Genomic DNA, 14,499 nt, shown 5'->3' with positions numbered 1-14,499 from the left:
TAGGTATTCCTTAACCATCTCTTATCCCTTTGTTTAGAAATTCTTTTAAAAGGTCGATAAATAAACGGATTTTTTTCTATATAGAGCCTTTGCTGCTCAATGAAAAGTAGAGGGGATACAGCTCTTTCAATGCAGCTGTCGTATGCGCAACAATATCATCAATATCTTCTGTTTTGAAAAAAAGCTTACCGATTTGAAAGGTGCGATTCCCCATCCTTTGCTTGAACAGTACCTGCTTTTCTTTATCTGCTAAAAACTCCGCCAACGGCAGATGATCCGTCAACTCGTCCTCGAGCTGAGGCCAAATGTAATACTCTTCGATTGCTACGTGTTTGCTCCACGCATCCAAAGAGAGCAGCAGCGTATTATATTCTTCTACACTACCCATCCGTTCCTCACTCTTATAATGCTGAAACATGAGGTAGATTTGAAATTGCTTTTTATTCAACAGTACGGCCAGACAAGTATTTTCATTTTCACGATCAGCACTGCGGTAAGCACACCAAAAATGGCTGCGCAGATTCCAACCATTTGTCCAGCTCTCAACTTTCGGCTTTCTCATCTGATAGCTCTCAGGAAGCAAGGCTGCTGTCTGAAGCTGTAACGATTTCCAGGATTGCCATCGTACTTTATACTCCGCTTTTATTTGTTCGATCATCGATGCCGGAAGAGCTTCCTTCAGCTGCTTAAACGTATAGACTTCCCGATCGAATAATTGAAAATCCTCTATAGTCAGTTTCACGTTGTCTCTTCCTCCAAATATTTTTTCAATATTCCTCAGCATTTTGCCTCCCTTGATTGGAAAGAAAAATCTTCTTTCATCCAAGGAAGGCATCAGCTTTACTTACTCTATTCTTATTTGTTTCTCAAGTTGATTCAGAGATAGACTTCTTTTCCTACTGCTGTATGCAATTTAGTTTAAATCATACGTATAGCATGCTCCGGAAGGCTCTGTGGTTGTACTGCCGCCAGTATTTTCAAAGGAGTATAGACCAGTGGTAACCACGTAAAGCGTCACCATATCTCCTTCCAGCAAGCGTTTCTCTCCCCATATATCTCCTGGGATCACTACATAAAAGACATCATCATTCCAGTTATTGTATTCTCCAGCTGCAGTGGCTACTCGTACGAGTGCACTACCGCCATTCGTCGCTTCGACAGATTGTACAACCTTCCCTGTCACGATCAGCTTGTCCCCTTTATTCTTATCGCCTTCTCTTGCCTGCTGTTGGTAGATATCTGCTGTCATTTCTTTAAATAGTTCTCTATTGCTGCTGTCTGGTAAATAACGAAGAATGAACTCCGTCAAATCGTCTTCATATTCTTCATCAAGAGTCAAATCATATTTCTGAACAAACTCAGCTATACTTTTTTCACGCTGATTGGTGCCGTTATTGTACTGATTCTTCCAAGAATTGGAATTCAGCTTATACTCTTCCGTTGCATCAAGCTGCTGCTTTACTGCGTCATAATACGTTGTAAATGCTTCTGCAAGTTCCGGTTTTTTCGTTTGTTTGTCTAAATACTCAGTCAATGGTTCGATTTCAGCCTTGATGTACTTCAAATAACGTTCTTGTTCCTTCTCATCATTCAAATCAGTTACTGTTCCATCTGCATTGACTAGCTTCCAACGAGCTTCAATCCCTACCTTCACTGCATTAATAATTTCCTTATCATAGAAAGTATTCGCTTCGTCTGTTTCAGCGATTTCCTGCTCCAGCGCCTCGACTTCTTCGACATCCTTCGCATCTTTCAGCAGCTGCAGATAATCTTCTCTGTCAGAATCCGGCAAGTGGATATATGTTTCGTCCATAGCCAACTCCACTTCAGAGACTTTTTTGTTTAACTGATCCGCCAGTTTTTTTGCTTCCTGCTTTGCCTGTTGATCTGCCTGATAAGATTGATAGGCAAAGTACCCGCCGACTCCCCCAGCCACCGCAACAACCAAAATAATAATACCAATAAGAACTTTTTTATTCTTCAACTTTCCCAACTCCTCAAATTAATTACTTGTTTCATTTAACAATCCATTTGATTCTATATTACTTGATAACAAACCTCCTATCAACAAGAACTTCTAAATGAAAACTACGTTATTTAGTAAATTGATAAAGACCCATACTTTACAGGATACAGCCTGTAAGGTATGGGCTTACTCTTCTATTCACTCTAACTCTTTATCATTTACCTGCTCTAATCATACTGCGACAGGATCGCATTGATTTCGGTATAGCCCTTCTCCACAGCATAATCCATTGCTGTTCGCCCAGAATTGTCCTTGATGTGCTGATTGGCTCCGTTGTCCATCAAGACTCGAACAATTTCTTGATACAACTCATTACCTTCACGAAGTCCTACTGCTTCAATCAGTGCCGTATACCCATAATTATTTTGAAAATCGATATCCTCACGACCATCCGCCAACAGCAGCTTCACATTGTCGATATGTCCTTTTTCAGCTGCCGGAATCAGCGCATTACCTCCGAAACGATTGTGAACCGTCAGGTCTGGTTCTGCATTTCCCAACATATACGTCAATATTTCTGTTCGCCCCTGAGCTCCTGCGTATAGGTACGGACTATCACTGATAGTATTCTGCTTGTTGATATCTGCTCCGCGATCGATCAACAGCTTTGCTATTTCAACGTCATTATTATGAACAGCAATGTTCAACGGGGTATTATTTTCCCCATCCACCTCATCTATCACATAGTTTGGATCTTGCAGGATTTCTCTCACCTGATCAAGATTCCGCTGATTGACTGCTGTCAATAAAGTCCCCGGTTCAAAAGTCTTCACAGCTTCTTTCACTTCCTTCTGCTCTTCTGATGTTTGCATCGTTTCACTGGTTTCTATCGTCTCAGTTATAGATGTTAAGGAAGTAGAGACGCTGCTCATTGAAGAGACTTGACTAGAGGCTGAAGTATTCGGCTTTCCTTGACAAGCTGCTAACGCTACTATTCCCATTAGACCGGCCACGCTTAATAATAGTTTGTTCGGCTTCATCCTTATCCCCCTTTTTAACATTGATCAGACGTTAGCCTCTCTATCAATAATCTAGTAAACATCCTGCTATTTGTCTATTAATATGACTGACTTAATTAATGATTCTATCCATAAAGGCAAACTAAAAAATTTCTCAAAACTTTTTTTGCCGGTATAATCTCAAAAAGAAACTAAGGACAATTGCACTTGCAAGCAATTGTCCTTATTTATTTATGCTTTTACGAATTTGTATACATACCAATACTCTCTTTAATGATCTGCAGGCCTTCATCCAATACATCTAAACCATTAGAAGATAGCGATACTCGGATAAACGGGTCTTTTTGCTTCTGTATCGTAAAGCGATTGGAATGATAAATACGAACTCCTCGCTTCAGAAAATCCTGCTCTATTTGTCTTTGTTCAATAGATGAATCGATAGGAATAACACGATAATACGGATACAAATTGCTAGGTCTCGGTAACGCGAAATAGCTGTCGAACAGCTCATTCGCTCTCTTTGTCAGCTGGAATTTCTCTGTTAAGATCGTATCGACTGTATCTGAAAGCAGGATTTTTGTGATCACTTCTGTATCCAATCCTGAAGTTTTGACATTGATATTAAAGATACTTTTTCGAATCAATGAACTGATTTGCGGAGGAAAAACCAGATACGCCACACGCAACCCGGAGCAAATGAATTTCGTCATCCCTGCAAGATAGAGAGTTTGTGACGGGATCATCGCTTGAAATGGCGGAACCAGTTCCTCTTGAAAATAGTTCGTCATAAATGCATGGATGTCATCTTCGATCACCCATAATTTTTCTCTTTTTATAATTTCGACAAGTTCCCGTCGTCTGGAAAAACTCATCTGAAAGCCAATCGGATTATTGCAGGACGGCATTAAAAAAATACCATGTATTTTCTTCTTTTTGCATTCTATTGCTAAAAGCTCCGGCAGCATGCCGGACTCATCAAAATCAATCGGGACAACCTCTAGATGAAAAAGTATTGCCAGTTCAATAAAATTGGAATAGGTGTAGCGATCAACAGCGATTCTATCTCCAGGTGAAAACAAAGCCGCCAGAATGATGGCCAAGCCATTTTGAACACCGGAAACTACGGCGATATTATCTGTGCTCGTACGAACGCCTTGCTTAGAAAGCCACTGAGCTGCACTGGTTTTCTGCCTCTCACTGCCTAATGGGTCCTGATAATTTAACAGGTCGATCAAATGATTTTCTTCACTGACTGCCTTGATATGAGGAACGACCCATTTGTTGCACTCTTCAAATGAGCTTACTAGACCAAAATCAATGATATCTTCTCTTACCTTATCCGTAGAAATCGTAATAGAGTTGAAGGCATTTTGAGAAATGAAGGTCCCGCTTCCAATATTCGTATAGAGCAAGCCTTTTTCAATTCCGTATTTATATGCCTGACCTACTGTCGTAAAATTGATATCCAAATAATCAGCCAGTTCTCGTTGCGAAGGCAAGCGAGTATTCTTCTGAAGCGCTCCGGAAATAATGTCCTCTTCCAGCTGTTTGATCAAGCTTTTATAGACTGGGCGCTTAAGACTTCCTTTATCCGGTCGCCAAGTTAGCGGATAATCGTCAAATTGATTGATAGACATAAGCATTCTCCTAAATTGTATTCCATACAATTATATCATTGAATGTCATTTTCTTAGCGTTTAAGATAGGACTACTGATAAAAGTATTTGGCTGTTCAGTCGCTTGTAGTCTACCTAACGAAAGTACTGCCCTATAAATAAAACACCCCATTCATTATAGAGCACAGATTGTGACAGCTCAAAATTCTACAAATACATTCATTCGAAGGAGAAAAATTATTATGGAATATTTTGTTGTTGATGCGTTCACAAACAAGGTTTTTCACGGCAATCCTGCTGCAGTTTTTGTGTTGGATAACTGGCTAGCTGATGAACAAATGCAAAAAATCGCTATTGAGAACAATCTTTCTGAGACAGCCTTTACAGTTTGCGAAGAAGATGTTTTTGAACTGCGTTGGTTCACACCAGATCGTGAAATTGATTTATGCGGTCACGCGACTTTAGCAACAGCCTTTGTCCTGTTTACTTACTATGACTATGTCGGAGACACAATTACCTTTACAAGTCAGAGCGGACCGCTGTTTGTAACAAGAAAAAATGATTTCTTTTATTTAGATTTCCCAAGTATTCTTCCGAAAGAAACGCCTATTTTACCGGAATATGAACAAGCTCTTGGCACGAAAATTCGAGAAGCATACATAGCCCGAGATTTATTCTTTGTTTTAGAAGATGAAGCAGCTGTTGCTCAATTGACTCCTGATTATACAAAAATGAAGGATTTTCATTTAGGCGTTGGTGTAATTGTCACTGCATCAGGCACACAAGTCGATTTTGTTTCACGAGCATTTTTCCCAAAACTAACGATCAATGAAGATCCTGTCTGCGGTTCCGCCCATTCAAATCTGATCCCCTATTGGAATAAACAGTTGAATAAAGTACACATGAAGGCTCTTCAGGTATCTGCCCGCGGCGGTGTCTTAGACTGTGAATTTAAGACGGAGCGGGTCATTATTGGTGGTCAGGCTGTTCTATACGCAAAAGGGGAAGCCTCTATTTAAGGCATTTCTGAAAAGACCATGACCATCTATGAATTTACATGCTTCAATGATGATGTTACAGCAAAGAAAGGGTTTTTCTTATGGATAAAAAAAATATTACTCGTGAAGAGGTTGCCAACCAGCTGATTTCAGATCCTTTTTTTGAAAAGAAGCATGTTAGTATGACCTTACGCCAAAGCTTCCTGACTACTCTTGCCTGGCTGGGGGTCTTCCTGCCGTTTGTCTGGCTGATGCTCCCCTTCTTTTTGCCTCAGACTGCTGGACAGTTGCATTTCAGAACTTACTTAGAAGGATTCGTTACCTTTGATTTTCTAAGCCTCTTTTTATTTTTTGCTTTTGTGCTTATCACAATTGTATTTATAGGACTAACCCTATGGAATAATTATCGATTCAACTACCGTTTACGCAAAGAACCTCTATACGAGCCAGAAGTGCTGGCTATTCGGAAAAGAAGTTTAGAGTCTTTTTATACAGAACGCTTTGGTCAAAAAGAAGAACGGGAATCTCTTCGTTTTTATTCTGTAAAAGAAGAACAAAATCTTGAAACAGACAGTATTCAAAAGCTGTTTCATAATGAAGGAGCATCACTATGATCACCTTGGCCCACACAGGAAACACCATCGCAGATGTTTTTTTAACTCTTGTTTTCTTGATTCTAATTACTTATCCTATTTTGGGCGCTTTCTCATGGTTTATTGGTGTTTTATGCTACACGTTTTTGTTCAGACATCGGCAAATCGAGTGGATACCCATACCAAAAGAAATCGAGCCCTTCATTACCATCATGGTCCCTGTGCATAACGAAGAAATTGTTATCGAAAATACGATTACTTACTTAATGAACAACCTCAACTATACAAACTATGAGGTGTTGGTCACAGATGATGGTTCTACAGACACTACACCTGATATCCTCGCTGAATTGATGGATCGCTACCCAAATCTGCGTGTCATACGAATCGAAAAAAACAAAGGGAAGGCGCATGCTTTTGATATTGGTGTTGCTTTTGCTAAAGGGGAACTGATTTTGAGCAACGACGCGGATACCGTCCCTGAGCCTGATGCACTTTGGAAATACGTCAATTACTTTATTCGCCAAGATGCAATCAACATTTCAGCCGTTACAGCAAATATGGACGTTCAGAATCGAGCCACTCTGATTGGAAAATCTCAGACTGTAGAATTTTCCAGTATTGTTGGAATAATCAAACGCACGCAAGTCGGTGTTCTTGGCGGGATCTATGCTTACAGCGGCGCTAACACGATGTATCGAAAAGACGCATTGATCGATGTAGGCCTATTTCGACAAGACAGAGCAACAGAGGATATCAGTATTGCATGGGATCACCAATTCAACGGATGGATTTCTTTATTTGCACCAAAGATCATGTTCTTTATGGAGGTACCTGAATCCTTAACGATGCTTTATCGCCAACGAAAACGTTGGGCAAAGGGCGGTACAGAAGTCTGGCTAACTAATTTCAAAAAAGTCCTTTTCCATCCTTTTGAAAATATTGGACGGACATTGATGTTTGTGGACCAGAGCTTCAGCATTCTTTGGTCGTTCTTCTTCTGGCTCTCTTCGTTTGCGTTCCTTTTCAACCTGATCAACTTCTCTTTGTCAGGAAATTACGAACGGATTTACCACATGTTTACCATGGCGTTTATTTTCGTCTGCTTTGAAATGATTGCCGGGATTTTTCAACTTGCCGCCAGTTTGCTGGTAGACGACCGTGGACGTAAAATCAACTATTTATTCTTTGCCCCTTTGTATATGCTGTTTTTCTGGATGATGAATGCTGTAACGATTGTCACTACCTTCATCCCTGCCGTCAAAACTATTTTGGGCTACGGCTCAGGAGTATGGGTGAGCCCTGAGCGCCAAGGAGCTAAAACCACCACTGAATAAAAAAATAGAGGCTGAGACAGAAGTGTTTAGCTACAAGCAATAAGCCGGAATTCACGAAAATTGTTTCACAAATTTTTGTTGAATTCCGGCTTATTGTCGTAGGAGCTACTTCTGACTCGCCGTTTATTCGGATTTAGGGTATGGAAAAGAGTGGCAACAGATTATTGTCCCACTCTCTTAGCAGTTTCTGAACAGATCAGACAGCTTCAAATCCTCTTCTCTGCCATTCGTCTTCAACAATCAGCGATAATAGACTTCATCGAGAAATAACCCTTGAGCAGGTACCGTTTCTCCAGCCGTTTCTCTGATTTTCTTTTCAAGTACTTCATCGATTATATCCACTTTCAGCTCTCCAGAGCCAATTTCTAAAAGAGTCCCCATGATGATGCGAACCATTTTATGCAGGAAGCCATCCCCTACAAATGTAAAATGAAGCATGCTTCCTTCTCTTTTGATCGAAAGCTCCTCAATCGTACGAACAGTCGATTTCTTTGTCTTTTTCAAAGCAGAAAAACCGGCAAAATCATGCTTTCCAAGTATTTTTTCACAGGCTTCATTCATCAACTCAAAATCAAGCTCTTGCGGGTAATGAAAGCTGTAGTTTCGTTCAAATGCCGAAGGGATCACATCGTTCCAGACATAGTAGCTGTATTTTTTCCCAGCAGCATTGTAACGGGCGTGAAAGCGTTCCGGAACTTCCTCGATGTTCGTTATGACAATATCTCTTGGCAGCTGATGATTGAGTGTCGTGATCATCTCATTCACAGTCAACACAGCACCCGTCTTGAAATTCGCAACCTGACCTCTTGCATGTGTCCCGGCATCCGTTCTGCCTGAGCCGATAATTTCAATTTTTTCTCCTGTCATTTGCGTCAGAAGATTTTCGATTTTCCCTTGAATCGTTTTGTCTGAATTCCCCAATCTTTGCCAGCCAAGGTATCTGCCGCCGTCATATTCAATCGTTAATTTGATATTTCGCATAGTCGTTGATTAACTCCTTCTGTTCTTTCGATAGGTTTGCTGCTGGTTTGTCGTATTGCCGATATAGTAGTTATACCACTAGCAGCGACTCCTGTTCATTCTATCATGGATAGAGGAATCACGCTGATTATTTACTAAACCCGTCAAAGCAAGCCTAACGGAATGTTTCAATAAAAGGCAATTCGCACATTTCTCATGAACTAATTATTTACTGTCCTCCTACCCAGACAGTGTCATTTTTAATGAGATAAATAAGGTCTTCGTTATACTCTATCACTCTATAAGCAGACTCCCTGATTGCTTGTATCTCTTCTTGTGAGTATAGCTCACTCTGCAGATCCTCTTGTAATTCTCTTTCAAACCAAGCAGCCACATCAATGCCTTGCTCCCAGTCCAATCCTTTCGCGGCTTCAACCATCATTCCATCGGGAAGTGCACCTACCGGCTTCAAACCTTCAAAGGTCTGATCATAAAAATGGAGATAGCTTCTAGCACTGACTACCACCTGAGAGGACATGAACTCCTTTTCAAAAACCCATACCTTCAAATAATAAGGTTCATCAAATGTATCCATCGTCTGCTTCCACGAAGCATAGATTTCCAACAGCGCTTCTATAACTAGGCGCTTGTACCAGAAAGGCAGGGTATGTTTTTGTAGAGAAAAGAATGGCGCGATCCATACTTTGACATAGTCTCGATCATAGGCTGCAAGAGCCTTCTTATCCAGCTCCATATAAGCATTTTTCCAACGCTCAATTTTCTTCGCTCTTCTTTTCCACCCTCGAATTTTCCTTTTTCTAAGATCAAATGTTATCATAGCTGCTCCTTCCTGCAGTAACTATTTCTTTCGATAGCTTTTCCTGAGACAAAAAAAGAGCGAAACAATCCTCCTATTGAAAAATTGCTCCACCCTGAATTACGATTCAACTTGCCAAATTTTCTTGCTATTCCTTGTTCATCACCTTTGAAGCATCCGTTATAGACTGCTTGGCTTTTGTTACCCACTGCCCTTTGACCGCTGTTGAAAGATCCGCTGTATATGAGGTGCAAAGACCTTCTAATTCCTGCAGATGTGTCTGTTCCATCGTTTTCAACACTGTTTTTCGCGTTTCTGATGTCGCATGACTCGGACTGGCTACACACATACGAATCAGATTTTTCTCTAAGCTTTTACGCGCATTGAGCAGGTTTTCCTTCGTGTCTTCTACAAGCCCATTGACACCACTCATTATATCATCAAACATCTAACCATTTTCCTCCTTTTTCAGCAAGTAGAGCTCCTCTTCATAAGTATCCTGCTGCTTACGATAATTAGACTGATTTTCCTCCAATTTATCCTCTAAAGAAACATGCACCTTTTTCACGATATGCTCAGCCTCTTCCTGAGTCTGCTCTATGATCCGAAAACCAGAGGTCAAATCCAACGCTTCCTCATAGGTTTGTCTATGCGAAATAATGCGCAGCTGCTCAGCGGCATTATCTAAATAACGAAAAAAGTGTCGCTTCTCTTCTGCAATAATCTCTAAATTCTCTTCCAGCTCCCGTTGATTTCCTTGATAGGCTTCTTCTGAATCCAACATTTTCTTCTCTATCTCCTGTTTCATAAGAACCTCCCTAACCCAAATAGGCTGCCAATTCTTGATCTACGGCAACTTGCTTTTGAATAGCTGTTTCTATATCACTTAAAAGGGACGTAAATTTCCCTTCATAGGATGTCAGCTTAGACATCGCAGCTTCACATAGTTGAACCGGCTCTGTCAAAATACTGGCTTCTGTCGCATTGCCAGATGCCAATGCGCTGATTTCTTCTGCTGAAGAAAGATGTTCCCCTAAACCTGCCGCATCTGATTTCGTTGTTTGCCACAGCTCTTCGGCATTTTCGATGCTTCGCTCATACATTTTTTTCATCTCTGCAATCTTATCCTGCGTGGTCATAATCATGCCTTCCGTGATGGTTTTAGCTTCCATCGCATCCAAGTATATTTTCTGCGCACCTGTCAGACTACCTCCCCCCTTAGCAAGGAGGTCCTTCTTCATACTTTTCAGCGCATTCATTCTTGCCGTCGTAAAGGCTTTAGCTGCTTCTGCCCCAGAGATCACTCGCCCATTTTCATCTACTAATGTCAGCTTTCTTTTAATGAAAGCCTGTGCTTCCCTATCCAAGAAGAAAGCCATATCGTGCCCTTTGCCATTTTGAATAACGAATTTTTCTCCCGGATACAGACTTCCGAAAAGTCCGGCTACACTATTCAACGGATCTTTTTCAGAGATCATATAGACCAGTCGACCATCGTAGTTCTTGATGATATTATCCAGCTCAATACCGTAATAGAGCCGTAAAAGATCTTTGAAAGGATTAGAGCCGATACCACTAGCAAGTCCTTGCGCAAGATTATTTCTTAATGGTGCCGCATTGTACAAAACAATATTGGGAATGTTATTGGACATCCCCAATATCGCACCGTTACGTCCACCCAAGGAATGACCTGTGACTGTATCTATAAGATAACCGTCCTTCTGCAATCCCTTGATAAACTCGTCGCCCTTACTGAAATATGGGGAAGATGCTGAGTCACTACTGAAAGCAATCGCGCCCCATTGCCCGACATCCTTTGCACTCTCCCCCAGGCCATTGCTAAGATTGGTTCCAGCAAATCCAACAGTAACATTCCCTGTATTCGTATCTTGAAACGCTACAGCACAAAGGCTGGTCGCTTTATCGTATTTTGCATCAATAAATTGAAGATTGGAAGGGAAGTTGCCGTTACCTTTTAACTCGTTTACCTGCTCTTTAATTTGCTGATTCTCTACACCGTTATATCTTGCATTTTCTATCTCATAAGCAATCGTTGAAATAGCACTGGTTGATTCTGTATCACTGGTTAAATTTTTTATCTTCTCTTCATCAAATGTGTAATTACTCACTCATTATCCTCCTCTTTAGTAGGTTGATAATTAATAGAATCCGAAAAAAATACTGGTGGATTTTTAGTAAATTGAATTGTTGTTCGCTTATATCCAACAGAGGAACCATCTAGCTCTCCACGACCAGACAATACCAATGTTGGCGCGTCTTCAATCGGAATATCGTATCGCTCTCGCAACTGTTGAACGTTTAAATCACTATTGGTCAACTGATATTCCAATTCATACATAGGCACCTCTGCATTATACATTTTCCGAAGATTTTCATATCGATCCAAATTCTTGAACTCTCCATACTGCACAAAAAATTGAAAATTTTCAATTCTTTCCTCAAGAGCAGCATCTGAGATTTTCTTTGTTAAGTGAAATCCTTGTTCATCATATATTACGGGGTAACGCTCCTCTGTTACTTCCTTTTTTGTATCATAGGGTGTACTTCTAATATAGTAATATCCTTCAGATGTTTTAGTATTACAATTTATTCTAAGTACCATTCCTTCCGATAATAATGGCGCTTCCTCCGCTTGGCTTATTGACATACCAGAGCTAATTGACCACACACCCTTATCATCCTCATCAAACTCTGAATCACGATATCCTTCCATATCATAAAAATCCATCAGATTTTTAGTGGGGTACATAGCTAACACTTTGTCGAAGCTCTGTTCGACTTCTTCTTTGCTTTTCGTTTCACAACCACTTACCAGACCTATCATTACTATTACTCCAATAATCATTACTCCCTTTTTCAACACCAGTTCCTCCTATTGCCTTCTTTTAGCAAACATTTATAGATTATACTATATCTTTCGCTCGTTATCCTCACCTATATGACAGAAATAACATAACTACATTCATATTTTTTAACGCTCTACTTCATCTAAATAATTCTCTCTCAAAGAAAACTCACTCTCGTATTTCTGCTCTCATCAATTCAGTCGCTATATATTTTACTTACTTAAGAACATTGAATAAATATCGACATTCACTATTCAATCGACTTAAAATAATTTTTTGAAAGAGAAAAATGAATAGAAAACACCTCTCAGCATAGTGCCTTTCGTTTCTATTATATCCATAGTTAATTATGTCTATATATATGATTTCAGTCTATATCTCTTCCATTTACAGGCGTTCGTATTTATAAATAAAGGTACTAATGTTAGAATAAGGAGGCATGTTAAATTTAAGAAGGGGATATCCCCCTGAAAAGAATATCAATAACCAAAAGGAGATCGTTAGTAAATGACCTATGCACTTGAAATAACTGACTTAAAAAAAGTCTATGACACTGGTGTCGAAGCCTTACGTGGAATCAACTTAAGCGTCGAGGAAGGAGACTTCTATGCACTTTTAGGCCCAAATGGTGCCGGAAAATCCACAACCATCGGGATCATCACTTCCCTTGTCAATAAAACCTCCGGAAACGTAAAGGTTTTTGGCTATGACCTAGACACAGATTTAGTACTTGCTAAGCAGCAAATCGGTCTGGTGCCTCAGGAATTCAATTTCAATCCATTTGAGACTGTCCAGCAAATCGTTGTCAATCAAGCTGGTTATTATGGTGTCTCACGAAAGGAAGCCTTGAAACGCAGCGAAAAATACCTGAAACAGTCTGACTTGTGGGAGAAGCGAGACGTTCGGGCAAGGATGCTTTCCGGCGGGATGAAGCGTCGCCTGATGATTGCACGTGCCTTGATGCATGAGCCTCGTCTGCTTATTTTAGATGAGCCCACTGCCGGAGTGGATATCGAGCTGAGGCGGGAGATGTGGGATTTTCTAAGAGAGCTGAATGAGAAAGGAACGACAATTATCTTGACGACTCACTATTTAGAGGAAGCTGAAATGCTTTGTCGTAATATTGGGATCATCCAATCCGGAGAACTGATTGAAAACACCAGTATGAAGACTCTTCTGGGGAAACTTCAGTTTGAAACCTTTATTTTTGATTTGGCACCAGTTGATAAAACACCGGAAATTATTGGATACAACAGTGTCTTTGAAGATGAGCGAACGCTTGCTGTTGAAGTTGAACGCAATCAAGGACTGAACGACTTATTTGAACAGCTTACCCGCCAAGGCGTACAGGTTCTTTCTATGCGTAATAAATCCAATCGTTTGGAAGAGCTGTTCCTGAAAATCACTGAAGAAAATCGCCATGTATCAACAGGCGCATCTGTATAAGAGATGAGTCAATCAATGTGGATATACTGGCTTCCAGACAATCTCATAAAAAATCAATACGTATAAATAAGGAGCTTAAACATGTTTAACCTATATTTCACGGCCCTAAAAAGCCTTGCTGTAAAAGAAACCAACCGCTATTTGCGGATATGGATACAAACTTTAGTACCGCCAGTGATCACTACCTCACTGTATTTTGTTATCTTCGGAAACCTGATTGGCGGACGAATCGGAGAAATGGGCGGCTTTTCTTATATGGAATTCATCGTGCCCGGACTGATCATGATGTCAGTCATCACGAGCTCTTATTCTAATGTTGCTTCCTCTTTTTTCTCACAAAAATTTCAGAAGAATATTGAAGAATTATTGATTGCACCAGTACCGACACATGTGATTATCTGGGGATTTGTTATCGGGGGACTTGGTCGAAGTGTGCTGGTTGGCGCACTTGTAACGCTGATTTCATTGTTCTTCGTACCGCTTCACGTGTATTCATGGTTTATTGTTATCGTCACATTATTGATGACAGCTATTCTATTTTCATTGGCAGGCTTACTGAATGGGATTTTCGCACAATCATTCGATGATGTCTCCATTGTACCGACCTTTGTTTTACAGCCATTGACATATCTTGGCGGTGTCTTTTATGCAATCTCTATGTTACCTCCAATTTGGCAGGCAATTTCCAAGGTCAATCCGATCGTTTATATGATTTCAGGTTTCCGATATGGCTTCCTTGGAACGATGGATGTGCCGATCGTCATCTCGCTTACAATCCTAGTCCTTTTTATCTCTGTGCTTTATATTATTTGCTGGTACCTGATTCAAAAAGGCCGTGGCTTGAGAAGTTAGACTAGAAAATAAGACTAAGCTTTACAAG

At 40.4% G+C, this 14,499-nt stretch carries 15 protein-coding genes; 5 read left to right on the top strand and 10 right to left on the bottom strand.

Annotation, left to right across the window (positions count from 1 at the left end; all coding sequences use genetic code 11):
* Positions 1-76 precede the first annotated feature (76 nt).
* The 4 genes from I6N96_RS13770 to I6N96_RS13755 all read right to left on the bottom strand — a co-directional run bounded on the left by I6N96_RS13770 (position 77) and on the right by I6N96_RS13755 (position 4,622).
* A complete protein-coding gene (locus I6N96_RS13770) occupies positions 77-742 on the bottom strand; it encodes an HI_0552 family protein (RefSeq protein ID WP_209558130.1) in 666 nt (221 codons plus the stop codon).
* A 171-nt stretch (positions 743-913) separates the two neighbouring features.
* A complete protein-coding gene (locus I6N96_RS13765; RefSeq protein WP_209558129.1) occupies positions 914-1,984 on the bottom strand; it encodes a hypothetical protein in 1,071 nt (356 codons plus the stop codon).
* Positions 1,985-2,193: 209 nt separating this feature from the next.
* Complete coding sequence (locus I6N96_RS13760) at positions 2,194-3,006, bottom strand: ankyrin repeat domain-containing protein (protein WP_209558128.1); 813 nt, start codon at positions 3,004-3,006, stop codon at positions 2,194-2,196.
* A gap of 218 nt (positions 3,007-3,224) precedes the next feature.
* A complete protein-coding gene (locus tag I6N96_RS13755) occupies positions 3,225-4,622 on the bottom strand; it encodes an aminotransferase-like domain-containing protein (RefSeq protein ID WP_209558127.1) in 1,398 nt (465 codons plus the stop codon).
* Between the two features lie 215 nt (positions 4,623-4,837).
* Here I6N96_RS13755 and I6N96_RS13750 point away from each other — a divergent pair, with 215 nt between their 5' ends.
* The 3 genes from I6N96_RS13750 to I6N96_RS13740 all read left to right on the top strand — a co-directional run bounded on the left by I6N96_RS13750 (position 4,838) and on the right by I6N96_RS13740 (position 7,529).
* Complete coding sequence (locus I6N96_RS13750) at positions 4,838-5,620, top strand: PhzF family phenazine biosynthesis protein (RefSeq protein ID WP_209558213.1); 783 nt, start codon at positions 4,838-4,840, stop codon at positions 5,618-5,620.
* A gap of 80 nt (positions 5,621-5,700) precedes the next feature.
* Complete coding sequence (locus tag I6N96_RS13745) at positions 5,701-6,213, top strand: hypothetical protein (RefSeq protein WP_209558126.1); 513 nt, start codon at positions 5,701-5,703, stop codon at positions 6,211-6,213.
* Entirely contained in the window at positions 6,210-7,529 is a 1,320-nt protein-coding gene (locus I6N96_RS13740; protein WP_209558125.1) for a glycosyltransferase family 2 protein, read from the top strand. The genes I6N96_RS13745 and I6N96_RS13740 overlap by 4 nt, the downstream gene beginning before the upstream one ends.
* Before the next feature lie 240 nt (positions 7,530-7,769).
* Here the strand turns inward: I6N96_RS13740 and truA are convergent, their stop codons facing one another.
* The 6 genes from truA to I6N96_RS13710 form a co-directional block, all read right to left on the bottom strand.
* Complete coding sequence (truA, locus tag I6N96_RS13735; protein ID WP_209558124.1) at positions 7,770-8,510, bottom strand: tRNA pseudouridine(38-40) synthase TruA; 741 nt, start codon at positions 8,508-8,510, stop codon at positions 7,770-7,772.
* A 208-nt stretch (positions 8,511-8,718) separates the two neighbouring features.
* A complete protein-coding gene (locus I6N96_RS13730) occupies positions 8,719-9,327 on the bottom strand; it encodes a hypothetical protein (protein WP_209558123.1) in 609 nt (202 codons plus the stop codon).
* 127 nt (positions 9,328-9,454) lie between these two features.
* The gene (locus I6N96_RS13725) at positions 9,455-9,754 is read right to left on the bottom strand and encodes a hypothetical protein (RefSeq protein WP_209558122.1); all 300 of its coding nucleotides are present in this window, start codon (positions 9,752-9,754) and stop codon (positions 9,455-9,457) included.
* Complete coding sequence (locus I6N96_RS13720; RefSeq protein ID WP_209558121.1) at positions 9,755-10,114, bottom strand: hypothetical protein; 360 nt, start codon at positions 10,112-10,114, stop codon at positions 9,755-9,757.
* A gap of 10 nt (positions 10,115-10,124) precedes the next feature.
* On the bottom strand, positions 10,125-11,435 hold the full coding sequence (locus I6N96_RS13715) for a hypothetical protein (protein WP_209558120.1): 1,311 nt from the start codon (positions 11,433-11,435) through the stop codon (positions 10,125-10,127).
* Complete coding sequence (locus I6N96_RS13710; RefSeq protein WP_209558119.1) at positions 11,432-12,187, bottom strand: tandem-type lipoprotein; 756 nt, start codon at positions 12,185-12,187, stop codon at positions 11,432-11,434. The genes I6N96_RS13715 and I6N96_RS13710 overlap by 4 nt, the downstream gene beginning before the upstream one ends.
* A gap of 493 nt (positions 12,188-12,680) precedes the next feature.
* Here I6N96_RS13710 and I6N96_RS13705 point away from each other — a divergent pair, with 493 nt between their 5' ends.
* On the top strand, positions 12,681-13,619 hold the full coding sequence (locus tag I6N96_RS13705) for an ABC transporter ATP-binding protein (protein WP_209558118.1): 939 nt from the start codon (positions 12,681-12,683) through the stop codon (positions 13,617-13,619).
* 81 nt (positions 13,620-13,700) lie between these two features.
* Positions 13,701-14,471: an ABC transporter permease gene (locus I6N96_RS13700; protein ID WP_209558117.1), complete on the top strand. Its 771-nt coding sequence runs from the start codon at positions 13,701-13,703 to the stop codon at positions 14,469-14,471.
* Positions 14,472-14,499: the final 28 nt, after the last annotated feature.

The sequence above is a fragment of the Enterococcus larvae genome (assembly GCF_017830045.1).
In the GTDB taxonomy this organism is placed as follows: domain Bacteria; phylum Bacillota; class Bacilli; order Lactobacillales; family Enterococcaceae; genus Enterococcus_L; species Enterococcus_L larvae.
This window is presented reverse-complemented; position numbering and strand designations above follow the sequence as displayed.